At 68.6% G+C, this 23,876-nt stretch carries 21 protein-coding genes; 3 read left to right on the top strand and 18 right to left on the bottom strand.

What is annotated here, in order from left to right; all coding sequences use genetic code 11:
* Window positions 1-242: 242 nt before the first annotated feature.
* Genes purU through glyA form a run of 7 tightly spaced genes read right to left on the bottom strand, consistent with a single transcriptional unit; the run spans window position 243 to window position 8,773 of the window.
* Window positions 243-1,091, bottom strand: coding sequence for a formyltetrahydrofolate deformylase (gene purU, locus AC1DWJ_RS13835; RefSeq protein ID WP_477621080.1), 849 nt, complete (start codon window positions 1,089-1,091; stop codon window positions 243-245).
* A 14-nt stretch (window positions 1,092-1,105) separates the two neighbouring features.
* The gene (locus AC1DWJ_RS13830) at window positions 1,106-2,479 is read right to left on the bottom strand and encodes an L-serine ammonia-lyase (RefSeq protein WP_477621079.1); all 1,374 of its coding nucleotides are present in this window, start codon (window positions 2,477-2,479) and stop codon (window positions 1,106-1,108) included.
* On the bottom strand, window positions 2,470-3,078 hold the full coding sequence (locus AC1DWJ_RS13825; RefSeq protein WP_477621078.1) for a sarcosine oxidase subunit gamma: 609 nt from the start codon (window positions 3,076-3,078) through the stop codon (window positions 2,470-2,472). The genes AC1DWJ_RS13830 and AC1DWJ_RS13825 overlap by 10 nt, the downstream gene beginning before the upstream one ends.
* Entirely contained in the window at window positions 3,068-5,929 is a 2,862-nt protein-coding gene (locus AC1DWJ_RS13820) for a 2Fe-2S iron-sulfur cluster-binding protein (RefSeq protein ID WP_477621077.1), read from the bottom strand. The genes AC1DWJ_RS13825 and AC1DWJ_RS13820 overlap by 11 nt, the downstream gene beginning before the upstream one ends.
* Window positions 5,926-6,204 carry a sarcosine oxidase subunit delta gene (locus AC1DWJ_RS13815; RefSeq protein ID WP_477621076.1) on the bottom strand — a complete coding sequence of 93 codons (279 nt, stop codon included), beginning with the start codon at window positions 6,202-6,204 and terminating at the stop codon, window positions 5,926-5,928. The genes AC1DWJ_RS13820 and AC1DWJ_RS13815 overlap by 4 nt, the downstream gene beginning before the upstream one ends.
* A gap of 8 nt (window positions 6,205-6,212) precedes the next feature.
* Window positions 6,213-7,460: a sarcosine oxidase subunit beta family protein gene (locus AC1DWJ_RS13810; RefSeq protein WP_477621075.1), complete on the bottom strand. Its 1,248-nt coding sequence runs from the start codon at window positions 7,458-7,460 to the stop codon at window positions 6,213-6,215.
* Complete coding sequence (gene glyA / locus AC1DWJ_RS13805; protein ID WP_477621074.1) at window positions 7,457-8,773, bottom strand: serine hydroxymethyltransferase; 1,317 nt, start codon at window positions 8,771-8,773, stop codon at window positions 7,457-7,459. The genes AC1DWJ_RS13810 and glyA overlap by 4 nt, the downstream gene beginning before the upstream one ends.
* 65 nt (window positions 8,774-8,838) lie before the next feature.
* On the opposite strand from glyA, the gene AC1DWJ_RS13800 reads away from it, so the two are divergent.
* On the top strand, window positions 8,839-9,525 hold the full coding sequence (locus AC1DWJ_RS13800; RefSeq protein WP_477621073.1) for a GntR family transcriptional regulator: 687 nt from the start codon (window positions 8,839-8,841) through the stop codon (window positions 9,523-9,525).
* Between the two features lie 18 nt (window positions 9,526-9,543).
* Here AC1DWJ_RS13800 and AC1DWJ_RS13795 read toward each other — a convergent pair whose 3' ends face one another.
* The 3 genes from AC1DWJ_RS13795 to gabT form a co-directional block, all read right to left on the bottom strand.
* Window positions 9,544-10,230, bottom strand: a complete 687-nt coding sequence (locus AC1DWJ_RS13795; protein WP_477621072.1) for an adenylate kinase — start codon at window positions 10,228-10,230, stop codon at window positions 9,544-9,546.
* A 214-nt stretch (window positions 10,231-10,444) separates the two neighbouring features.
* On the bottom strand, window positions 10,445-11,908 hold the full coding sequence (locus AC1DWJ_RS13790) for an NAD-dependent succinate-semialdehyde dehydrogenase (RefSeq protein ID WP_477621071.1): 1,464 nt from the start codon (window positions 11,906-11,908) through the stop codon (window positions 10,445-10,447).
* A 30-nt stretch (window positions 11,909-11,938) separates the two neighbouring features.
* Window positions 11,939-13,279 carry a 4-aminobutyrate--2-oxoglutarate transaminase gene (gene gabT / locus AC1DWJ_RS13785; protein WP_477621070.1) on the bottom strand — a complete coding sequence of 447 codons (1,341 nt, stop codon included), beginning with the start codon at window positions 13,277-13,279 and terminating at the stop codon, window positions 11,939-11,941.
* A gap of 124 nt (window positions 13,280-13,403) precedes the next feature.
* On the opposite strand from gabT, the gene AC1DWJ_RS13780 reads away from it, so the two are divergent.
* Window positions 13,404-14,327, top strand: a complete 924-nt coding sequence (locus tag AC1DWJ_RS13780; protein WP_477621069.1) for a LysR family transcriptional regulator — start codon at window positions 13,404-13,406, stop codon at window positions 14,325-14,327.
* A 336-nt stretch (window positions 14,328-14,663) separates the two neighbouring features.
* Here AC1DWJ_RS13780 and AC1DWJ_RS13775 read toward each other — a convergent pair whose 3' ends face one another.
* From AC1DWJ_RS13775 to AC1DWJ_RS13740, 8 genes are read right to left on the bottom strand one after another with little or no spacing between them, the layout of a single operon-like run.
* The gene (locus tag AC1DWJ_RS13775; RefSeq protein WP_477621068.1) at window positions 14,664-16,004 is read right to left on the bottom strand and encodes an aldehyde dehydrogenase family protein; all 1,341 of its coding nucleotides are present in this window, start codon (window positions 16,002-16,004) and stop codon (window positions 14,664-14,666) included.
* Window positions 16,005-16,021: 17 nt separating this feature from the next.
* Window positions 16,022-16,348, bottom strand: coding sequence for an SDR family NAD(P)-dependent oxidoreductase (locus AC1DWJ_RS13770; protein ID WP_477621067.1), 327 nt, complete (start codon window positions 16,346-16,348; stop codon window positions 16,022-16,024).
* On the bottom strand, window positions 16,348-17,052 hold the full coding sequence (locus tag AC1DWJ_RS13765) for a type 1 glutamine amidotransferase (RefSeq protein WP_477621066.1): 705 nt from the start codon (window positions 17,050-17,052) through the stop codon (window positions 16,348-16,350). The genes AC1DWJ_RS13770 and AC1DWJ_RS13765 overlap by 1 nt, the downstream gene beginning before the upstream one ends.
* Complete coding sequence (locus AC1DWJ_RS13760; RefSeq protein WP_477621065.1) at window positions 17,049-17,981, bottom strand: TIGR03619 family F420-dependent LLM class oxidoreductase; 933 nt, start codon at window positions 17,979-17,981, stop codon at window positions 17,049-17,051. The genes AC1DWJ_RS13765 and AC1DWJ_RS13760 overlap by 4 nt, the downstream gene beginning before the upstream one ends.
* Window positions 17,982-17,996: 15 nt before the next feature.
* Window positions 17,997-18,863, bottom strand: a complete 867-nt coding sequence (locus AC1DWJ_RS13755; protein WP_477621064.1) for a fumarylacetoacetate hydrolase family protein — start codon at window positions 18,861-18,863, stop codon at window positions 17,997-17,999.
* Window positions 18,864-18,877: 14 nt separating this feature from the next.
* Window positions 18,878-19,837 (bottom strand): DODA-type extradiol aromatic ring-opening family dioxygenase, encoded by a 960-nt coding sequence (locus AC1DWJ_RS13750; RefSeq protein WP_477621063.1) that lies wholly within the window; start codon window positions 19,835-19,837, stop codon window positions 18,878-18,880.
* Complete coding sequence (locus AC1DWJ_RS13745; protein ID WP_477621062.1) at window positions 19,837-21,330, bottom strand: aldehyde dehydrogenase; 1,494 nt, start codon at window positions 21,328-21,330, stop codon at window positions 19,837-19,839. The genes AC1DWJ_RS13750 and AC1DWJ_RS13745 overlap by 1 nt, the downstream gene beginning before the upstream one ends.
* An 8-nt stretch (window positions 21,331-21,338) precedes the next feature.
* Entirely contained in the window at window positions 21,339-22,157 is an 819-nt protein-coding gene (locus AC1DWJ_RS13740; protein WP_477621061.1) for an acetoacetate decarboxylase family protein, read from the bottom strand.
* A 167-nt stretch (window positions 22,158-22,324) separates the two neighbouring features.
* On the opposite strand from AC1DWJ_RS13740, the gene AC1DWJ_RS13735 reads away from it, so the two are divergent.
* On the top strand, window positions 22,325-23,590 hold the full coding sequence (locus tag AC1DWJ_RS13735; protein WP_477621060.1) for a cytochrome P450: 1,266 nt from the start codon (window positions 22,325-22,327) through the stop codon (window positions 23,588-23,590).
* Window positions 23,591-23,876 lie beyond the last annotated feature (286 nt).

The following is a 23,876-nucleotide window of genomic DNA, read 5'->3' as shown; positions in this document are numbered from 1 at the left end:
GACGGGACCTTCGGCTGTCGTCCCGCCCGCTGCCGGCAACCGACTGGGGTCGCCCTATGCTCACCGGCCCGACGCAGGCGTCGGGCAAAGTTGGGCTGCGGCTCGCTCAACGAAGACATCGGCCCGAAGCGTCGGGCTCAACGTGACGCGCGCTCCGTTCCGGTGCATCCAGACCTTGTCGCCATCCTGCACAGGCACGTCGCCGTAGTCGCCGTAGTCGTCGAAGGCGCGGGCATGGCGGCCTAGCGGAACACGACGGTGCGATCCTTGTTGAGCAGGACCCGGTGTTCGCCCTGCCACCGCACGGCCCGGGCCAGGGCCATGCACTCGGCGTCGCGGCCGACCGTGACGAGGTCCTCAGGACCGTAGGTGTGGTCCACCCTGATCACTTCCTGCTCGATGATCGGTCCCTCGTCGAGTTCTGGCGTTACGTAGTGAGCGGTTGCCCCGACCTGCTTGACCCCGCGTGCAAACGCCTGGTGGTAGGGCTTGGCTCCCTTGAAGCTGGGCAGGAAGGAGTGGTGGATGTTGATCGCGCGGCCCTCAAGCTCCTTGCAGAGCTGGTTGGAGAGCACTTGCATGTAGCGCGCGAGGACGACCACGTCGACCTCATGTCGGTCGACGAGCTCGAGCAGCCGCGCCTCAGCGGCACTCTTGCCCTCGCTGCTCACCGGCACGTGGATGAACGGCACCCCGGCGGATGCCGCAATCGACCTCAGGTCCTCGTGGTTGGAGACCACCAGCGCGATGTCGGCTCCGAGGCTGCCCGCCTGCCAGCGGTAGAGGAGGTCGTTGAGGCAGTGCCCGAACTTGGAGACCATGACCATCACCCTCGTCCGCCGGGTGGCGTCGTGGAGCTGCCACGTCATGCCGTATGCCGCGGCAACCGTCTCAAAGGCCGCCGCCATCTCCTGGTGCCCGGCCTGCGGGGAGACAAAGCTCGTCCGCATGAAGAGAAGTCCATGCACCGGGTCGTCGAACTGCTGGTGCTCGGTGATGTCGCACCCTTGCCGGACGAGCACCGAGGTCACGGCGTGCACGAGCCCTGGCCGTTCGGGGCACGTGAGGGTGAGTACGAATCGCTGGCTCATGGTGACTGCTCCATTCAGCACTCCACGACGTTGAGGGCTAGGCCGCCCCGCGACGTCTCCTTGTACTTGTCCTTCATGTCCGCCCCGGTCTCTCGCATTGTCTTGATCGCTTTGTCCAGCGAGACGTGGTGGCGGCCGTCGCCCAGGACGGCCATTCGCGCAGCTGTGATGGCCTTGACGGCGGCGACCGCGTTCAGCTCGATGCAGGGGATCTGCACGAGACCGCGGACCGGGTCGCACGTGAGACCGAGGTTGTGCTCGATGCGGATCTCGGCTGCGTTCTCGACCTGCTCCGGGGTGCCACCGAGCACCTCGGTGAGCCCGGCGGAAGCCATCGAACATGCTGAGCCGACCTCACCCTGGCAACCGACCTCGGCACCGGAGATCGACGCGTTCTCCTTGAAGAGCAAGCCGACGGCAGCTGCTGTCAGCAGGAACCGCACGACGCTGTCCTCACTGAACGACGGCAGGAACCGCTGGTAGTAGTGCAGGACCGCCGGGATGATGCCATCGGCGCCGTTCGTAGGCGCTGTCACCACCCTGCCACCGGCGGCGTTCTCCTCGTTGACCGCCAGCGCAAGGAGCATCACCCAGTCCATGGCGGCCAGTGGGTCACTGTTGTCGGGTTGCTGGTCCAGGTTGCGCCGCAGGTGAGCGGCCCGCCGCCGGACCTTGAGGCCGCCTGGCAGGACCCCGTCGGTTGCGCAGCCTCGCGCGACGCACTCCTGCATCACCGCCCAGATGCGCAGCAGGCCAGCGCGGACCTCCTCCTCGGAGTGCCATGAGAGCTCGTTGTCGAGCATGACCTGGCTGATCGGCAGGCCGGTCTCGCGGCAGTGCGCAAGAAGTTCGGCGCCACTCGTGAAGGGGTAGCGGACCGGCGTCGGGTCAGGCACGAGAGGCTTTTCACCGATCTCCGACTCGTCTAGGACGAACCCACCGCCGACCGAGTAGTACTCCCGGGAAGAGACCACCGCACCACGACTGTCACGGGCTACGAACACCATCCCGTTGGTGTGGAAGGGCAGCCGCTTGCGGCGGTGGAGCAAGACGTCCTCGGCGATGTCGAATGCAATGGTGTGGCGGCCGAGCAGGGTGACCTGTCCAGCCTCCCGCACCAACTCCACCGCCGGGTCGCCCGCTACCGGGTCAACCTCGTCGGGCGCCTCGCCCTGCAGGCCGAGGACGACGGCCCTGACGCTGCCATGGCCGTGTCCGGTCGCGCCGAGCGAGCCGAAGAGCTCCGCTCGCACGCTGTGGACGGACGTCAGCAGCTGGTCCTGCTGCAGGCTTGTGACAAACAGGCGGGCAGCTCGCATGGGTCCGACAGTGTGTGAACTGGACGGGCCGATCCCGACCTTGAACAGGTCGAATACGCTTATTGCCACGAGGGGTCGTCCAGGTACTCGTTGCACGCGTCAATGAGCCAGTCCGCGAGATAGCGGGCAAACGACGAACGCACGAGGACCCAGAAATCGGTGCCCGTCTCGTCGCGCGCGACGATGACCACCCCGGCGAGCGCCAGAACGGTCTGGACACAGGTGCCCATGGGACTGACACGCGGGTCGAGGTCGATCGCGCAGCCGTGCGCCAGGAGGTCACGTGCCCGGCGGCCGCCGATGGCGACGGTGGTTCGCTGGGCTGAGACGTCGATCACCGCGCCGTCCTGACCGAGTGCCTCGGCGAGGTCGCGCTCGAGCCCGTCACGGGCGGACGGTGCGACGACGAGCCACTCGTCCGGGCCGAGCCACAGCACTTCCAGGCCGTCAGCCCCCACAACCTTGGTGCATGGCGTGGTGGGCAGCGCCGCACCGAGGATGCGGGCGACCTCGAGGGCTGCGGAGCTCCCTGGCGGGACCCGCACGTCCAGCTGGGTAAGAAACGGAACCTCCCTGATGCGGACGGCGCCGGGTAGCGCGGCCAGCCGATCGGCATACGTCCCCAGTGGACTGGTGCGCGGGGTCTGCCCCACCATCTCAACCGTCACGGCGGCTTCCCTCCTTGTCGAAGACGACGCTGTCGGTGACGGTCACCGGCACCACGGCGTCCCCCAGCGGAACGAACAGGGTCTGCCCGATGCGCTCGCGACCGGAGCGGACGAGGGCAAGGGCGAAGGTACGGCCCAGGGCCGCACTGCGGTAGCTGGAGGTGACGTGTCCAAGCATCGGGACCGGAGGCTCCGGCAGGCGTTCGGCTTCGATGACCTGGCCGCCCTCCGGCAGCAGTACGGAGGGGTCCAGGGGCAGCAGGCCGACGAGCTGCTTGCGATCGGGACGCTGGTTCTCCGGTCGGCTGAAGGACCGCTTGCCGATGAAGTCCTCCTTCTTCTTCGACACGACCCAGCTCATACCCAGGTCCTGCGGGGTGATGGTGCCGTCCGTGTCCTGACCGATGATCGGATAGCCCTTCTCGGCTCGAAGCACGTGCATGGTCTCGGTGCCGTAGGGCGTGATCCCGTAGGGCTGACCCGCAGCCCAGAGCCCCTCCCAGGTGGCGAGCCCATCCCATGCGTTGACGTTGACCTCATAGGCGAGCTCCCCGGAGAAGCTGATCCGGCAGACCCGGGCCGCGATTCCAGCCACAGTGGTGTCGCGCCAGGTCATGAAGGGAAAGCCCTCGTTGGACACATCGAGCTCCGGGGCAACCGCCGCGAGCACATCCCGCGAGTGGGGACCCACGAGCGGGATCGTCGTCCACTGCTCGGTGACCGACGTGAGCCGGACCCGCAGCTCCGGCCACTCGGTCTGGAGCCATTCCTCCATCCAGTCGAGGATCTTGGCGGCATTGCCAGTCGTTGTCGTGACCAGGAAGCGGTCCTCTGCCACCCGGATAACGGTGCCGTCGTCCATGACCATGCCGTCAACCGCGCACATGACGCCGTAGCGGACCGAGCCGACCTTGAGGCTGCTCATTAGGTTGGTGTAGAGCCGGTCGAGCAGCTCGGCGGCGTCGGCTCCTTGGACGTCGATCTTGCCGAGTGTCGAGCCATCCATCAACGCCACGGAGTCGCGCGCGGCCGCGCATTCCCGCAAGACCGCAGTCTCGATGTCCTCGCCGTCCTGAGGGTAGTACCACGGCCGTTTCCACTGCCCGACGTTCTCGAACTCGGCGCCGTGCAGGACGTGCCAGTCGTGGATCGCGGTGACCCGCACGGGGTCGTGCAGCTCGCCGCGGTCGCGGCCGGCGAGGGCGGCGAAGGAGACTGGGGTGTACGGCGGCCGGAACGTGGTCGTGCCGAGCGAGCCGACGTCGACGCCGAGGGCGTCGGCGACGATGCCCGACGCGATGACGCCGGACGTCTTGCCTTGGTCGTGAGCTGTGCCGATGGTGGTGTAGCGCTTGACGTGTTCCACCGAGCGCAGCCCTGCCTTGGTGGCGCGGAGGATGTCCGCGACGGTGGCGTCGCGCTGCACGTCGACGAACCGTCGGTCGCCGTGCGAGGCGAGGGGGTCCGGGTCGGGCACGGCCCAGAGCACGCGCGGGGACTGGCCCTCGGGCTGCCGCTCGGTTCCCGGTAGGTCGGTGGACGTGACGTCCATGCCCAGCGCCTCCAGTGCCCCGACGGCGGCGTGCAGACCACCAGTGAGGGCTCCCTCGAGGGTGAACTCGCCAGTCGCCGAGCCGGCCACGGTGGTGCCAGCGAGCTCCTCCCCGGGGAGGAACGCGCCGAGCGCGGCGTCATACCGGAGCCGCCCACGGGCCTGGCTGAACAGGTGCACGGTCGGGTTCCAGCCACCAGAGACCAGGAGCAGGTCGCAGGCGATTCCGGTGCGCGGACCGAGGACGCCGTCCTCGAAGGTCGCGACGTGGGCGCGGGTGATCCGGTTGGTGCCACTCGTGCCCGTCACGACATGGCCAGCGCGCACGTCGATACCGCGGCGCGCGCACTCAGCGGCCCAGTGCGCGGGTGCGCTCGGACGGGCCTCGATGACGGCAGCCACCTCGGCGCCGGCATCGGCAAGGTCGATCGCGGCCCGATAGGCCGCGTCGTCGGAGGTGAAGACGACGACGCTGCGACCCGCGAGGACCCCATAACGGTTCAGATAGGTGCGGGCCGCCCCGGCGAGCATGATGCCCGGACGGTCGTTGCCGGTGAAGACGATCGGGCGTTCGTGGGCGCCCGCCGCCACGACGACATGGCGCGTGCGGATCCGCCAGACCCGCTGGCGGGCCTTTCCCGCGGCGGCGGCGGCGCCGAGGTGATCGGTGCGCTTCTCGAGGGCGAGGACGAAGCCGTCGTCATAGTGGCCGAAGGCCGTAGTGCGCTGCAGGATCCGCACATCGGGGTATGCCGCGAGCTCATCGACGGCGCGCGAGACCCAGTCCAGGGCGGGAGCCTCATCGAGCAGGTCTTGACTCCCGAGAAGTGAGCCACCCGCTTCCGACTGCTCGTCGACCAGCACCACGCGGGCGCCTGCGTGGGCTGCGGTGAGCGCCGCGATCAGGCCTGCCGGGCCTGCGCCGACGACGAGCACGTCGCAGTGGGCGTGGACCGCGTCGTACCGCGCGGGGTCGGGACGGTCGGCGAGCCGGCCCTGGCCGGGCAGTCCCCTGGCGACCAGCCCGTCATACAGCTCGACGGTTGTGGCGGTGAGCATCGGCTCAGGAAACGGTTCCTCCACCTGGACGAGGGCGTTTGACTCCTCTGCGCCCGCGGCCACGATGCCACGCGGCCGGCCGAGGTTGGTGCTGGTCGCGACGTGATGGACGCCGTTGGCGAGCAGGGCGGAGGCCAGCGTGTCTCCGATGTGCCCGGTGAAGGCTTCGCCGTTGAAGGTGAAGGCCAGCTCGGTGGAGCGGTCGATGCGGCCCCCGCTGGAGCGGCGGAAAGTGGTCATGCGATCACCGGCTTCGGTTCGTCGAGGCGGTAGACCGCCAGGAATGCGTGGGTGCTGGTGTCGCGGACGGCGTTGAACCACCTGCGACACCCGCTGGCGTGCATCCAGCGCTCCGCGAACTGCCCCTTGGAGTTGTCGCGGAAGAACACGTACTGGCTCCACTCCTCGTCCGAAAGCGTCTCGTTGTCCGCCGGGTAGACGACGTGCGCCTCTCCCCCGTAGTGGAACTCCACCTCTTCGCGTGGCCCGCAGTGCGGGCAGCTGATGAGCTGCATGGTGACTCCTAGTGGGCGACGGCGGCGGCGCCGTGCTCGTCGACGAGCGCGCCTGAGGTGAAGCGCTCCAACGTGAACGGGGCGAGGTAGGGGTGCGGGGTGCCGTTGGCGATCGTGTCCGCGAAACACCAACCCAGTCCCGGCGTGGCCTTGAAGCCACCGGTGCCCCAGCCACAGTTGAGGTACAGGTCGTCGATAGGCGTGAGCCCGACGATGGGTGAGGCGTCCGGTGTCGTGTCGACGATTCCGGCCCAGCTGCGCAGCAGGTGTGCGCGGGCGAAGATCGGGAAAAGCTCGAGGGCTGCGGCCATCTGGCGTTCGATGATGTGGAACGCGCCGCGCTGGCCATATCCGTTGTAGCTGTCGATGCCGGCGCCCATCACGAGTTCGCCCTTGTGCGCCTGCGAGACGTACACGTGCACGGCGTTGGACATCACGACGGTGGGGTGGACAGGCTCGAGCAGCTCGGAGACAAGGGCCTGCAGCGGGTGTGACTGGATCGGGAGCCGCAAGCCTGCCATCTCGCTGAGTACCGAGGTGTGCCCCGCCGCGGCGAGGGCCACGCTGCCTGCCTTGATGTTGCCGCGGTTGGTGCGCACGCCCGTGACCCGGCCGTTCTCGATGTCCAGGCCCCGCACCTCGCAATTCTGGATCAGGTCGACACCGAGGTCGTTGGCCCGGCGCGCGTAGCCCCACGCGACGTAGTCGTGCTTGGCGATGCCGGCGCGCGGCTGGTAGGTCGCGCCGAGGACGGGGTAGCGCACGTCCGGGCTGATGTTGACGATCGGGCAGACTTCCTTGACCTGCTGGGGGTCCAGCCATTCGGCGTCGACGCCGTTGAGCTGGTTCGCGTGCACGCGCCGCATGGAGTCGCGCACGTCCTGCAGGCTGTGGGCGAGGTTGAGCACGCCGCGCTGGCTGAACAGGATCGGGTAGTCGAGCTCCTCCTCCATCTGCTCCCACAGCTTGAGGGAGTGCTCGTAGATCCGAGAGCTCTCGTCCCAGAGGTAGTTCGACCGGATGATCGTGGTGTTCCGGGCCATGTTGCCGCCGGCCAGCCACCCCTTCTCGAGCACGGCGACGTTGGTGATGCCGTGGTTCTTCGCCAGGTAGTAGGCCGTGGCGAGCCCGTGGCCGCCCCCTCCGACGATGACCACGTCATATGAGGGCTTCGGGTCGGGGTTGCGCCACAGGAAGTCAGGGTGGTCCGGCAGGTCGGCCCCGGGGGCGTCGGCGGCCAGTCCGTTGTGGCTCATCGGACCTCCTCGTCCAGGTTTGGGTAGAGCGGGTGCTTTGTGGCGAGGGCCTCGACGCGGCGACGCAACTCGGCCCTGGTCTGGTCCTCGAGTTCGGGCACCAGCGCACGCGCGATCACGTCGGCGACTTCGGCGAAGTCCTCGTCTCCGAAGCCGCGAGTGGCCAGCGCCGGCGTGCCGATCCGCAAGCCAGAGGTGACCATTGGCGGTCGCGGGTCGTTCGGGACGGCGTTGCGGTTCACGGTGATGCCGATCTCGTCCAGCCGATCCTGGGCCTGCCGGCCGTCGAGCTCGGAGTCGCGCAGGTCGACGAGCACGAGGTGCACGTCGGTGCCGCCGGTGAGCACCCTGACCCCCACTGAGGAGGCGTCTGGGCGGCTCAACCGCTCGGCGAGGATGCGGGCACCCTGCAGCGTCCGTTGCTGCCGATCCTTGAACTCGGCGCCTGCCGCGATCCTGAAGGACACCGCCTTGGCGGCAATGACGTGCTCAAGCGGTCCCCCCTGCATGCCGGGAAAGACTGCTGAGTTGACCTTCTTGGCGATCGCTTGGTCGTTGGTGAGGATGACACCGCCACGGGGGCCGCCCAACGTCTTGTGCGTCGTCGTCGTGGTCACGTCGGCATACGGCACCGGGGACGGGTGGAGGCCGGCGGCGACCAACCCGGCGAAGTGCGCCATGTCGACCATGAGATAGGCACCGACGGCGTCGGCGATGGCCCGGAACCGGGCGAAGTCGAGCTGGCGCGGGTAGGCCGACCAGCCGGCGACGATCAGTTTGGGCTTGTGCTCCATGGCCAACCGCTCGACCTCGTCCATGTCCACCAGACCGTCCGAGTCGGAGACGTGGTAGGGAACGACGTGGAACATCTTGCCGGAGTAGTTGAGCTTCATCCCGTGCGTCAGGTGCCCGCCGTGCGCGAGGCTCAGGCCGAGGATGGTGTCACCAGGCTGCAGCAGCGCGAAGAACACGGCCGTGTTGGCTTGGGCGCCCGAGTGCGGCTGGACGTTGGCGAACCCCGCGCCGAACAGCTCCTTGACCCGGTCGATGGCCAGCTGCTCCACCACGTCCACGTGCTCGCAGCCGCCGTAGTAGCGGCGGCCGGGGTAGCCCTCGGCGTACTTGTTGGTGAGCACCGAGCCCTGCGCCTGCATCACCGCGACCGGCGCGAAGTTCTCCGACGCGATCATCTCGAGAGTGAGCTGTTGCCTGCGTAGCTCGGCGGCGATGGCCGTGGCGATCTCAGGGTCGAGGTCGGCGAGTGGACGGGACAGGGTCCCAGCGCCAGTGGCGGTGTTGGAGGTCGTCGTCATGGGAGCACCTTGATGGCTGTGTGTTCGAAGACTGATATATCAGTTGTGCTGCTAAGGTAAAGGGCATGACAGCGGACGTCAAGACGTCATCCACTGACGGGGCCCGGACCATCGATGACGGGCTCTCGTTCGCCGAACGCGCCTACCGTCACATCCGTGACCGGCTCGTCATGCTGGATATCTCCCCCGGCTCCCCGCTCAACGATGACGACCTCGCCGAGTCCCTGGGCGTGGGCCGTACCCCTGTCCGCGAGGCCCTGAAGCGGCTCGAGTACGAGCGGCTGGTCGTCGCGTACCCGCGCCGCGGCACCTTCGCGACCGAGGTGAACATCACCGACCTCGCCCATATCTCCGAGGTCCGCCAGCAGCTCGAACCTCCCGCCGCGGCAAGCGCGGCACTGCGTGCCGGCGCTCAGGACCGCGCACACTTGGCCGAACTACTCAGTCAGCTGGAGTCCTACGACCCTTCAGTAGGGGGGACCCGAGGCTTGATGAACCTCGACATGGCCGTCCACCGGGCCATTTATGCAGCGACGCGGAACCCCTTCCTCGAGGACACGCTGGTCCGCTACGACAACCTCGCCACGCGCATCTGGTGCCTCTTCCTCGACCGACTGCCCGACATGGCGGGACACGTGACGGAACACCGGCCCATGATCCATGCCGTCCTGGATCGTGACGGCCAGGCCGCGGCTGACCTGACTCGTGAGCACATTCGGCACTTCGACTCCGCGATCAGGGGGGCCCTCTGAGACGACGCCATGGGCCCTCTACTGAGGGGACGCGTCTGGGTCCCGGCAGGCTCTAAGGCCCGCGGGCGGCGGATGGCGCGGCCGTGTGCATCCCGGCCCAGTCCCGAGGCGATCCAAACCCAAATCCCCCGCCCATTCGCGGTTGGTGCGGACGGCGGCGATCCGGCCGTCCACGACGTCCAGGTCCTGTACCTCGCAGTTCTGGATCTTGAGAATGCCGCGGGCGTGAAACGTCGCCATAAGCGGTTCAGCCTGTTCGCGAAATTTTTGCTGACGGTGTGTGATCACGGTCTCTGTGTCCTCCGAGCGACCCTCAGAGGCCGCACGTTCGAGCAGCCTCCGAACGAGTTCCCGTTCAGGCACACCCAGGACTATGACAAGGTCCAAGGTTTGGCCGCAGTCGCGGCAAAGCCTATCCAACTCGTCGGCCTGTGCCGGCGTCCTCGGATACCCATCGAGGAGCCAGCCATAGCGAGCATCGTTCTGGGCCAAGCGATCCCGAACCATGTCGTTGGTGACCCAGTCAGGCACGTAGTCGCCAGCATCGATGTACCGCTTAACTTCTCGCCCTAGAGGCGTGAGCCTGGCGACGTTGGCCCTGAAGATATCGCCGGTAGAGATCGCGGGGATGTCAAGCCGCTCCGCGAGTCGGACTGCTTGGGTGCCCTTGCCGGCTCCAGGAGGTCCCGTCAGAACGAGTCTCACGCGATACCGACCTTCGACGGTCGATGCCGGACGGTCCTGCGGCGGTGGGCCGCGCCAGCTTGACCCAAAGCGAGCCCGCGCCACTCGTCCAAACCTGGGTCAGCCCGCCTGTGGCCTACGTCGATCGGGCACCGGTTCGCGATATGCATGCGGTACCCGGTCTCTTGTTCCCTGGCCTGTGCAGCTGTTTGGACCTGTGGTCATCATTTGGAGCTCACACGATTCCCACATAGGTCGTCTCGAGGTACTCCTCGATGCCTTCGAACCCACCCTCGCGCCCGAAGCCTGAGGCCTTCATCCCGCCGAACGGCGCGGCGGCGTTGGACACGATGCCCTGGTTGACCCCGACCATGCCGAACTCCAGCCGCTCGGCGACCCGCAGTACTCTCGAGACGTCGCGGGTGAAGAAGTAGGCAGCGAGTCCGTACTCGGTGTCGTTGGCTCGCGAGATGGCCTCGTCCTCAGTCTCGAAGGTCGCGATCGGCGCCACGGGGCCGAAGATTTCCTCGCGCAGGAGCCGTGCATCGACGGGCACGTCGGTGACGACCGTGGGTGCGTAGAAGTAGCCCTTCTCCCCCACGGGCTTGCCTCCGCACGCAATCCGGGCGCCGCGCAGGACCGCATCCTCCACGAGCTCCTCCACCTTCGCCTGGGCCGACGCATCGATCAGCGGCCCGACATCCACGCCGGCGTCGGTTCCGCGTCCGACGGATGACTGCTCCATCCGCGCTGTGAGTCTGGTGGCGAACTCGTCGGCCACCCCGGACTGCACGAGGAAGCGGTTGGCCGCCGTGCACGCCTCGCCCATGTTGCGCATCTTGGCGAGCATCGCGCCGTCCACGGCGGCGTCGAGGTCGGCATCCTCGAACACGACGAACGGGGCGTTGCCGCCCAGCTCCATGGAGACCCGCAGCAGCTGGGTGGCGGACTGCTCGACCAGCTTCCGTCCAACTTGGGTCGACCCGGTGAAGGTGAGCTTGCGGGTGCGCGCGTCGCGGACGAGCGGCTCGACCACCTGCGCGGTCCGGGTCGTCGTGATGACGTTGAGCACCCCCGCTGGGAGCCCGACCTCGTCGAGAAGGGCGGCCAGGGCGAGCATCGACAACGGTGTCTGCGTCGCAGGCTTGACCACCATGGTGCAGCCGGCGGCGATGGCGGGCCCGATCTTGCGAGTCCCCATCGCCAGCGGGAAGTTCCACGGGGTGATCATCAGGGTCGGCCCGACCGGCTTCTTCATGGTGAGCAGCCGCGTGGCACCGTTGGGCGCGGTCATCCACCGCCCCGAGATGCGCACCGCCTCCTCGGAGAACCACCGGAAGAACTCGGCGCCGTAGGCCACCTCTCCCCGTGCCTCGGCAAGTGGCTTACCCATCTCCAGGGTCATCAGCGTCGCGAAGTCCTCGGCCCGCTCGGTGAGCAGCTCGTATGCCGCGCGCAGCAGTTCGCCGCGCTCGCGCGGCGCGGTCGCGGCCCAGTTCGCCTGAGCCGCCGAGGCGGCGGCAAGAGCGTCGCCACCGTCGGACACGGTGGCGTCAGCCACGGTGGCGAAGACCAGACCTGTGGAGGGGTCCTCCACCTGCACTCGCGCGCCGTCGGACGCTTCGCGCCATACCCCGTTGATGAACAGGCCGGTCGGGACAGTGGCGACGAGCGTCCGCTCGGCGGGTGACAACGTCATGTGGTGAATCTCTCTGTGCTGCAGCGGTTGTCAGGCGTGGTCGGCGAAGGCCTGCTCGAGGATGTCGAGCCCTTCATGCAGCAGCTCGTCAGAGATCGCCAGCGGCGGCAGGAAGCGGAGCACGTTGCCGTAGGTCCCGGCCGTCAAGGTGACCAGACCCTGCTCGTGACAGGATGCGCTGATCCGCGCGGTCAGCCCGGGGTTGGGGGTGTCGTCCCCGCCCCCCGTGACGAGCTCGACGGCGAGCATTGCGCCGCGGCCGCGGATCTCCCCGACGACGTCGAACTTCTCGGCGAGCTGCCGGAGCCGTTCGGTGAACAGCGCCTCGACCTGGCGGGCGCGGCCACACAGGTCCTCCGCCTCCATGGTCTCGATCGCGCCGAGCGCGGCAGCGCAGGCCACCGGGTTGCCTCCGTAGGTACCGCCGAGGCCGCCCGCGTGCACGGCATCCATGATCTCCGCACGGCCGGTGACCGCCGCCAGGGGCAGGCCGCCCGCGATCCCCTTCGCCGTCGTGATGAGGTCCGGGACGACGCCCTCGTGGTCGCAGGCGAACCAGTCACCGGTGCGGCAGAAGCCGGTCTGGATCTCGTCGGCGATGAAGACGATGCCGTGCTCTCGGCACCAGTCGGCCACTCGGCGCAACCAGCCCTCGGGCGGCACGATGAACCCGCCCTCCCCCTGGATCGGCTCGATGATGACGGCCGCGACGTTCTGCTCACCGACCTGGGCGTGCACCTGGGCGGTGAAGGCCTCGAAGGCCTCGTCTGCCACCCGCGTGCGGTCGCCCGTCCAGCGGTACGGGTAGGCCATCGGGACCCGGTAGACCTCGGACGCGAACGGCCCGAACCCCTGCTTGTAGGGCATGTTCTTCGCGGTCAGAGCCATGGTCAGGTTCGTGCGCCCGTGGTAGGCGTGGTCGAAGGCCACGACAGCACTGCGGCCGGTGAACACCCTCGCGATCTTCACGGCGTTCTCGACGGCCTCAGCGCCGGAGTTGAACAGCGCCGACCGCTTATCGTGCGTCCCCGGCGTGAGGGCAGCGAGCTTCTCGCAGACCGCGAGGTACTCCTCGTAGGGCGTCACCATGAAGCACGTGTGGGTGAACTCCTCCACCTGCCTCTGCACGCGCTCGACGACCCGCGGCGCGGAGCTGCCCACAGTGGTCACCGCGATGCCCGAGCCGAAGTCGATGAGGTAGTTGCCGTCGACATCGACCAGGACTCCCCCGGCAGCCCGCTCGATGTACACCGGCAGACCCGTGCCGACCCCAGCGGCGACCGTCGCCACCTTCCGCGCCTGCAGCGCCTGGGACCGCGGACCGGGGATCGCGGTGACGAGTCGGCGGCGCTGCTCGACGGCTACAGACATGGAATCTCCTCGGGGGACAGCGGAAAGACGCAGGTATGACGAGTGGTCGCCTCCAGCCTCAGGCCAGCCGTGCCATGCTGTCCAATACCTATTGAGCCTTGTCCGCATGCCTAGGAGGCATACTATGGAGATTCGCACCCTGCGCTACCTCGTCGCGGTCGCCGACAAGGGATCGGTGACCGCGGCAGCCACCGCGGTGCACCTCACCCAGCCCTCGGTGTCGCGCCAGTTGCGCCAGCTGGAGCGCGAGCTGGGTGTCGACCTTTTCGTCCGCGACGAGGGCCGGCTGCGACTGAGCGCGGCCGGTGCGGAGTTCCTCCCCGTCGCCCGGTCACTCGTGGCCCAGACCGACGCAGCACTCGACATCGCCGCGGCGATCGCCGCCGGTCGACTGCAGCGGGTCACGATCGCCGCCCCCGGCACCACCCTCACCGATGTGGTGGCGCCGTTCCTCGCGACTCTGGACCCCGAGGACCCGATGCCCGCCGTGCTCGAGGAGACACCGGCCTCGGTCTACGCCACCCTCACCCACGGGGCGGACCTGGCGATCGGCACGACACCTCACCCACACCAGTTCGCCGGAATGGCCCTCGCCGACCTGCCCGTGTGGGGCTACGTGCCACGCACCCATGAGTGGGCCGACCGCGGCCACGTCCCACTCGGCGAGCTGGTCGAGCGTCCGCTGCTGACCCAGAACCGCGACTACCACCCGCGTCGTGCCCTCGACAGCGCCGTGGCAACAGCACGCCTCGCCTACACCGAGCTCCACGAGTTCGGCTCGGCCGAGGTCGCCCAGGCCGTCGCTGCGTCAGGCCGTGGTATCGCGGTCGTCTCGGACGACCCGCGGTTCGACCTCCACCCGCTCGGGATCGACGGCCCCACAGGTCCGTTGGGGATCAGCCTGTATGCCGCGTGGCACCCGGACCACCACGGTGCGGCCACCATCGGACGCCTGGCCGCTCGACTGGCCGCCTTCTGCGTAGCCCGCTACGGCGAGCAGGTGACGCCACCGCGCCGTCGGACACGGCGGCATCCTGCGAAATCCTGAGCGGTGTCGGGGCAGCGCTGCGATCTAGGGGTCTTCATGCAATTGTCGGTGGTTGGCGTCTGAGACCCTTCGCATCAAACAACTGATCGCTTCGAGGGCTTCTTGGCTCGGTCCGTTTGCGTGGGCAGTACGCGCGGTCGTCAGGTGTCGCACATGATCCGGCTGATCGCGGCGGATTCAGCCAGCAAGGCTTGGGTTTGTTCGACGGTCTGGGGCGACGCCGGGCGAGCACCATTTAGACCCATTGGGTCTCGACGGTGCCGTCCTCGAACACCGCCGGCGCACGGTGCCCGTGCCGCCACCGACGCCATGCAAGCCGTGCAGTCGCACGGGTGCTCATGCGATCCGGATCATCTTCTTGTTCACGAACTCCTCGATGCCCAGGCTCCCGAGCTCGCGGCCGTAGCCGGACAGTCGGACGCCGCCGAAGGGCAGCTCCACGGCCTCGAGGCCGACGCCATTGACGAACACCATGCCGACATCCAAGGCGCTGGCGACGCGGTCGGCCTGCTCCGGGTCGGTGGTGTAGACGTACGACCCGAGGCCGTACGGCGTGTCGTTCGCGATCCGGATCGCGTCGGCCTCGTCGCTCGCGCGGAAGACCATGGCCACCGGGCCGAAGAACTCCTGGCGGTACGCCGGGTTGTCCGGTGCCACGTCGGTGAGTACGCCGACGGGGTGGAAGGCGCCGTTGCGCTCCCCCGAGGCGACCAGGTGCGCGCCGGCCGCGACGGCCGCGTCGACCTGTGCTGCCAACCCGTCGGCAGCGGCGAGCGAGGACAGCGGCGCGCCAGCAGTCGCGGCAGCGACCCGGTCGTGCAGCTTCGCGACGAACTCGTCGTACAGCTCGTCGACGACGACGAACCGCTTGGCGCCGTTGCAGGCCTGGCCCACGTTGCCGGTCCGCGCGGACAGCGCGTCGTCGACGGCGGCGTCGAGGTCGTCGGTGGAGAGCAGCACGAACGGGTCCGCGCCACCGAGCTCCAGGACGCACTTCTTGAGGTTGCGCCCAGCGATCTCGCCGACGATCGACCCGGCCCGCTCGGAACCGGTCAGGGAGACACCCTGGATCCGGGGATCGGCGATCACGTCAGCGATCTGGTCGTTGGTCGCATAGAGGTTGACGAAGGCACCCTCGGGCAGCCCCGCGTCACGGACGATCGCGGCCTGCAGCGCGGCCGAGCGCGGGCACTGGGCCGCGTGCTTGAGCACGATCGTGTTGCCGGTGACCAGGTTGGGCGCCGCGAAGCGGGCGACCTGGTAGACCGGGTAGTTCCACGGCATGATCCCTAGCAGGGCGCCGACCGGCTGGCGGCGCAGCAGCGCACGACCGCGGCCGCCGAGCAGCTCGATCTCCTCGTCGGCGAGGAACTGCTCAGCACGGTCGGCGTAGTACTGGTAGATGTCGGCGGAGAAGAGGACCTCTCCCTCCGCGGGGCCGAGCGCCTTGCCCATCTCCTCGTTGATCGCCTTGGCCAGCTCACCGGCGCGCTCGCGGTGCAGCTCGGCGACGCGGCGCACCACAGCGGCGCGCTCGGCCACGGTCGACGTGCGCCCCCAGTCGGCGTATGCCGTGTCGGCCGCCCCCACAGCGGCGGCCACCTCGGCGTCGGTCGCGGTCGGGTAGGTCTCGAGGACCTCACCGGTGGCGGGGTTTAGTACGGCGTACTTGCTCACAAGTGCCTCCTAGGCAGTCACGACGGTGGATTCAGGTGGATCGACACGCGGGGGTCGAGGGCGACGGTGCCGGGGTCGACGACGCACGAGCCGCCGTCGACGGGCAGCACCACCCCGTTGACGTACGACGCCACCGTCGGACAGCAGCCATCCGACGGTGGCCGCGATCTCGTCGGGGTGCGCCGCCCGGCGCTGCGGGACCATCGCGCGGCACGCAGCGGTGCCTCGCGCCGCCCGCAGATCACCACCTGGTCGCCCGCCAAGGAGAGCTGCCGGGCGACAGCGGCGCCGATCCCGGTGCCGCCGCCGGTGACGAGGACGACCTTTCCCGCGCCGGCACCCATCAGCCGGCCGCCACGTCGTCAAGGAAGTAGTCGACCAACGCCGCCGCCCGGACGCGGACGTCCGCGTCGAGGGAGGCGATGTGCTCCAGCAGCACGTCGGGGTCGAGCCCGTAGTGCCGGGCGTCCTGGGCCCCACCCTCCTCGATCCAGCTGCGGACGCTGGCAGCGTCGACCTCGGGATGGAACTGCACCGCGAGGTTGCGGCGAAGCACGAACGCCTGCGGCGCCGCGGCGTTGATGCCGACGACCGTCGCGTCGGTCGGCGGCACGAACCGGTCGTGGTGCCACTGCGTCCACACCCCGGCGACCGCCGGCACCCCCGACACGGCGTGCGGGCCGATCTCCGGGGCGGGCGATGCGACGACCTTGCCGCCGTGCGCGTGGGCGAGCAGCTGACCGCCAAAGCAGATCCCGAAAACGGGCACGCCGGCCTCGTCCGCGGTGCGGAGCAGTTCGAGCTCGGGTTTGACCCACGACGCGACCTCGTCGCTGTAGACGCTCCACCGGGCACCCAGCACGAGGACGGCGTCGTAGTGGCGCGGGTCGGGGAAGTCGAAGTCCACACCTGGATCCTCGGTGCGGTCCGGCGGGATCACCCGGACGCTCTCGACGTCGTAGCCGCGCTCGACGAAGCGCTTCTCGATCTGCCCGGCCGACAGGTAGTCGTGCCCGATGAGCAGCAGCCGCTGGGCAGGCGCCGTCATCCCATCGCCTCCGCCCGCTTCATGACGTCCTTGCAGAAGGACTCCATCTCGGACTTGTCGTCGATGTACATCGACGGCTTGATACACATCGTGGTGAATCCCTGCTCGAGCTGCTCGGGGATGGAGTCCATCGACTCGCAAAGGTCGGCCAGCGCGTCGTCGTCGGGGAAGCGGTAACGGACGCCGCCGACCATCTCGAGATCGGCCATGTCGCGGCCGGCCTCCGTCATCGCGTCAAGGATGGCCTGCAGGTCCTCGGCTGTCGGGCGGCCGAACGGGTGGAAGCCGTGGCCGTACTTCACGATCCGCTCGACAACGGCGCCGTGCGCCCTCTGCCCGCCGAACCACATCCGGGGCCCCTCGGGCCGGAAGGCCTTCGGCTCGAGGTAGATGTCCTCGAAGTCGAAGTATTGGCCGTGGTGCGTGGCCGGTGACTGCTCGAACACGAGCTTCATCACCTCGAGCTGCTCGCTCAGGATCTTGCCGCGCTCGCGGAAGGGCACGCCCATCGCGGCGTACTCGTCCTTGCTCCAGCTCACGTTCGGCTGGACGACCAGCCGGCCCTCCGAGATCAGGTCGAGCGTGCCGAGCTCGCGGGCGAGCAGCAGCGGGTGGCGCAGCGGCGCGAGAACGGCGGCGGCCACCAGACGGACTCGCTTGGTGACACTGGCGATCGCGGAGAACAGCATCAACGAGTTCGGCCACGGCATCAGCGGGTCCTGGTTGCCAGGAGCCGCGTAGTCACGTGGGTTGCCCATGACGCCCTTGTCGCTGGCGTCCGGGCCGAGGACGACGTGCTCGGAGAGCATCACCGAGTCGAAACCGGTGTCGTCGGCGATGCGGGCCCAGGTGACCAGGTCGTTCAGGTTGCGACCGTCGGTCAGGGTCCAGTTCTCGCTGAGGATCATCAGCATGCGGGGCGTGGGCACAGCGGTTCCTCTGGTTCAGTGGGTTTTGGAGAGGTCCGGTTTGCGGATGCCGCGGAACTCCCAGTCGCCGCCCTTGGCGGTGGACAGCACCTCTTCGCTCTCGGTGGGCTGCGCGCCGACGTCACTGCGGATCGGCGTCGGGCCCTCGACGATGTGGTTCCGCAGGGTGCCGAGACCCTCGACCTCCACCTCGACGACGTCGCCGGGGTAGACCGTGCGCGAGATAGCCGGGGTCCCCGACATCAGGATGTCGCCCGCGTGCAGCGTGATGGTGCGTGCGATGTCGGCGACGAGGTAGTGCATGTCCCACTTCATCTCGTTAGTGTTGCCGTCCTGGCGCACCTCACCGTTGACGATCGTGCGGATCCGCTTGTCGTGGAAGTCCCAGCCCTCGACGATCCCCGGACCGACGGGGCACAGTGTGTCGGCGCCCTTGACCCGCAGCATCGAGCCGGAGTCGGTGTCGCGGAAGTCGTGCAGCCCGTAGTCGTTGCCGACGGAGTAGCCGCGGATGTAGTCCCCCGCCTCCTCGGGCGAGATGTTGCGCGCCGTGCGGCCGATCACGATGGCGATCTCGCCCTCGTAGTTGAGCCACTTGCAACCCTCGGGCCGGACCACTGCCGCGTCGTGCGCCGTGAGCGCCGAGACGGGCTTGTGAAAGTACGTCGGCGCCGGGGGCAGCGTCGTCAGCATCTCCTCCACCCGCGAGGAGTAGTTGAGGTGGACGCAGATGATCTTGCTCGGCGTGACCGGCGGCAGGTGTGTGGCGTCGGCGATGGCCACGGTGCGACCGTCGCCGGCGACGAGGGCCTCGCCGTCACGTCGTACGTCGACCGCGTTACCGTCGAGCAGGATCCGGCGGTACTCGCGAAGTTCGGACATTGTGGTGGTTCCTCTCAACCGGCAGCCGGTACGTCGGCACCGGGTGCGCTCATCTGGCGGACGTAATCGGGGTCAGACGGGGTGGCGTGGGGTGTCGGGAAACCGGCGTCGGGACGGTCGAACCAGAGGTGGACCTGGCCGGTGCCGATCGAGTTCTCGTAGTTGCCGTACTGGCGGCCGGGCGCGGTGCAGTCGGCCTCGCCCAGGGCACCGATCATCATCAGGTAGTGCTGGAAGCGGGCCTCCGGCTTGAACCGGTAGAACTCGCCCATGGTGGCGAGCACCCGGGCGTGGTCACCCTGCTTGAACCACTCGATCCGTTCGGCGTCGGCCGCAGCCGCCTCCGGCGTGAAGATGTGCTCGGCCCCGGCCGCCTCGTGGTCGCGCAGCTGGCGCAGCGACCAGAACGTGTGCGACATCGCGCCGGAAGCGATCAGCAGCACCTTGCGGTCCGACTCCAGGATCGCCGCACCGAGCGCGCGGCCGAGGCGCAGCGCGTCCTCACCGTCGGCGGTCTGGCAGACCCCGATCGAGATCCACTTCTTGTCCGGGAGGCCCTCGCCCAGGAACTCCCACACATTCGTCGTCGCGTAGAAGATCGGCAGGGCGTCATCCTCGATCGCGGTGATCCACGTCGAGTTCTCGTCGGCCTTGCTCGCGATCAGGTGCGCGAGCTCGGGGTCACCGACAAAGTCGTACGGCCGCTGCGACATACCGCGCGGCAGCTCCTCGGACGTGAACAGGCCCGCCCGGCGGTCCTGCGCGGTGACGACCCACTCGACCGTGGTGGCCCAGTGCGAGTCGAGGACCACGACCGTGTCGTAGTCGAGGACGTCGAAGACCTCGCGCCGCAGCTGGTGCAGCGCCGAGACGAGGGTGCTGTCCGTGCCGCCGTTGAGCTCGCGCCGGACCTCCTCCGGCAGCACAATCGTGGGGACGTGCGCGATCAGGCCTGCGCCGACGATTTCGCCCATCAGGACTCGCCTCCTTCGGTGTTCGCCCAGCCGCTCGGGGAGAAGACACTGTTTTTGATGTCGGTGTAGAAGTCGAACGACCAGATCCCGCCTTCGCGGCCGATGCCGGACTTGCCGTTGCCGCCGAACGGGGCATGGAGGTCGCGGACGAAGAAGCAGTTGACCCAAACCGTGCCGGCGTTCAGCGCCGCCGACACCCGCTCGGCACGGTCCCTGTCTCCCGTGACGATGGTTGCGGCAAGCCCGAAGGGGGTGTCGTTGGCCTTGGCCACCACCTCCTCCTCGGTCTCGAAGGTGCTGATCGTGACGACCGGGCCGAAGACCTCTTCGGTCATGACCTCCGAGTCGTCGCGGGTACCCACCAGAATCGTCGGGCGGTAGTAGAGGCCGCCGAGCTCGTCGTTGGGGCCGCCGCCGAGCAGCGCTTCGGCGCCGTCGGCGAGCGCCCGGTCTACGAAGCCGGAGACCTGCTCGAAGTGGCGACGGGCGACCAGGGCGGACACATCCGTGTCCGCGTCCCGCGGGTCGCCTTGGCGCAGCTTCGACGCGCCCTCGACCACCCGGCGGGTGAACTCGTCGGCGATCGAGGAGTGGACGTACATCCGGGCAGCCTTGAGGCAGACCTGGCCTGCGTTGTCGAACTGCTCGACCGCGATCTCGACCGCGAGGTCCAGGTCGGCGTCGTCGAAGACGAGCAGCGGCGACTTGCCGCCGAGCTCGTAGGAGAGCGGCACGATGTTGGTGGCGGCCGCCTTCGCGATCATCCCCGCGGTCGGGACGGACCCAGTGAAGGCGAGCCGGTTGATGCCGGGGTGTGCGGTCAGCGGGGCGCCTGCCTCGGCGCCGGTGCCCTGCACGACATTGAACACACCGGCCGGGACGCCGGCCTCGTGCATGATGTCGGCCAGCAGGCTCGCCGTGAGGGGCGCCCACTCCGGCGGCTTCACGACGACCGTGTTGCCCGCCGCGAGGGCCGGGCCGATCCGCCAGCTGGCCAGCATCAGCGGCGCGTTCCACGGCGTGATGATCGCGACGACGCCTGCAGGGTCATAGCTGATCCGCTCGCGGTGCCCGCGGCCCGGGACCTCCATGTCGGGGTGGCCGAGCTGGTGCTCAGCGAAGTCGGCGAAGGCGCGGAAGTTCATCGCCACCCGCGGCATCACGCCGCGACGGTGGCTGCGGAGCAGCGAGCCGTTGTCGCGGGTCTCGACGACCGAGAGGTCCTCGATCCGGGCCTCGATGCCGTCGGCGACGGCGCGCAGGATGTCGCTGCGCTCCTTGACCGACAGCGCGGCCCAGGCGGGGAACGCCGCCCGGGCTGCGGCCACGGCGGCGTCCACCTCGGACGCCGTACCGGCGTGGATCTGGGCGAGGGGCTCCTCGTCGATCGGCGAGATGTCGGTGAAGGTGGCGGCCGAGGCGACCCGCTGCCCGCCGATCCAGTGGCGGGTGTCGACCTCGACGCCTTCGACGACCGCGTAGGTGCTGCTCATCTGACGATTCATCGGGCCGCCTCAGGCTGCGGGGTGAGGGTCGCGAGGCTGGTGCCGCCGTCCCAGACGACACCGACCTGGCGGTAGTAGCCACCGATGACCTCCTCGACCGGGAGACGATGGAGCTCCTCGGTCGGGGACTCGAACAGCTCGATCTCGACGTCACCGCTCCAGGCCGGCCCGGCCTCGAAGGAGCTCGCGCCGGAGGCGATCAGCTCGACGTAGGCGTCCGGGCTGCCCTTGGCGATGCCGGGGTAGACCCGGTGGTGGGCCATCGGGTGGCCGTTGACGAACCCGTTGCTGGGCGACTCCTCGCGCAGCGTCAGGACCGCCTGGGCGAGACGGCGGTCGCCGGCGGCGAGGGTCGCGCCGAAGACTCCCCCGGCAGCGACCTGTGGCGCGGCCTGGCTGAACGGGTGCGGTCGGGTCTGCCACATGGAGCCGAACTTCTTGGGGTAGCCCTGGTGCATGCCCCGGGCGAAGGCGAAGTCCTTGTCGACCCAGATGAAGACGCAGCGGGAGTAGGTGACGCCCTCGAACGCGCAGCGGACGACGACGAACGCCTCCTTGTACTGCGAGCGGACGGGGTCGAGCAGCTCCTCGCGGGTGCTCGAGCACGACTGCCAGTCGGCCCAGATCAGCGCGACCGCACCCGGGTCTTCCGACGCCAGCTCCAGCGGCTCGGGAAGCAGCTCGGCCACGCGCGCTGGGTCGGTGCGGTACTCCACCGTCAGGAGGTCACCGGAGTAGTGCCAGGGCGGCGTCGGGATGACGGAGGACTGTCCGGTCGCGGTCCGGGGGTAGAAGAACCCCTCCATGTTGTTCATCGGGCCTCAGCTCATGTCGTGAAGGTGGGCGCGGTCGCACCCGACCACAAAGTCGTTCGGATCCGTACGATAGTCAGTTCCGGAAGGAATGACCACCCTTGCGGGCAAAGTTCTCACGGGATATTGTTCGGATCCGAACGATATACCTGAACGGATGGAGAGAACCCGTGGAGAAGCCGCCGTACGTCCCGCTCGACGAGGTGGACCTGGTCGACCTCGACCGCTTCGCCGGACCCGTGGCCTGGGGGATGCTCGACACCCTCCGCAAGGAGTCCCCAGTCCACTTCCAGCGCGAGACCGACGGGGGCCGCGGCTTCTGGGCCGTCACCCGGCATGCCGACATCTGCGAGGTCGACAAGGATCCGGAGACCTACACGTCCACCGACTTCGTGAACCTCGAGGAGGTCGACGAGGACCTGCAGGAGGGGCGCCGCTCGATCCTCGAGATGGACGGCCTGCGCCACCGGGCGCTGCGCAAGCTGATCTCGCGCGAGTTCAGCCGCCCGAACCTGATGCGCAACTACGAGGCGCTGCTGCGCGACATCACCCGTACCACGGTCGACGCCGCCCTCGCCAAGGGCGAGTTCGACTTCGTCGCGGACGTGAGCGCGGACTTCCCGATCCAGGTGCTAGCCCGTCTGCTCGACGTGCCCCAGGAGAAGACCGGCCAGCTCATCGACTGGGGCAACGAGATCATCGGCTTCTCCGACCCGGAGCACGCCAAGATCCTCATCTCCGACGCCGAGAGTGAGCAGTACAAGCACCTCCCCTTCCGCTCGCCCGTGTCGCAGGACGTCTTCGACTACGGGCGCGCCCTCGCCGGGGACCGCAAGGGCGGCGACGGGACCGACCTGGTCAGCCAGCTCGTCAACAAGATCCCCGAGGACGGCCAGGCGATGTCCGCCTCGGAGTTCGACAGCTACTTCCTGCTGCTCGTCGTCGCCGGCAACGAGACCACCCGCCACACCATCACCCACTCGATGCTGGCGCTGCTCGAGCACCCCGAGCAGCTTGCGAAGCTGCAGGCGAACCCGGACCTGATCCCCGACGCCGTCGAGGAGTTCCTGCGCTGGGCCTCCCCCGTCTACCACTTCCGCAGGACCGCGACCCGCGACGTCGAGCTCGGCGGCCAGCAGATCAAGGAGGGCGACAAGGTCGTCATGTGGTTCGCGTCCGGCAACCGCGACGAGGAGGTCTTTGACAACCCCTACGACTTCGACGTCACCCGCAGGGACATCGACCACGTCACCTTCGGCAAGGGCAGCCCACATCTCTGCATGGGCAACAACCTGGCCCGCATGGAGATCCGCCTGATGTTCGAGGAGCTCATCCCGCGCCTGCAGTCCATCGAGCTCAACGGCGAGGTACGCAGCGTTCGCAGCAACTTCGTGAACGGCATCAAGACCCTCCCGGTCAAGGTCACCACTCGCTGACACCTCCGGGACCACGACGAGACTGGGCACTACCCCAGATGAACCAGTTCACGTCCCTGCCGTAGGGGACCTCGAAGAGCACCATCATGAACAAGCCCTTGGTGCCGACGACGAAGGGGTTGTAAGCCCTGGGTCGCGGTGCAGCCAGCCGTCAGACCGCAAGGTCTGCGCGCTCAATAGGACCCTGCGCGAGGTGTCCGAGCCGTCGAGGACACCTCCGGCGACGAGGCCTGGCGGATCCGCGACCGGGATCACGCCGGGACGACACCAAGGCGCGTCGCGCCGA

The sequence above is a fragment of the Pedococcus sp. P2_D7 genome (genome assembly GCF_056404295.1).
Note: the sequence above shows the minus strand (reverse complement) of the source record. Positions and strands in the feature narration are given on the sequence as shown.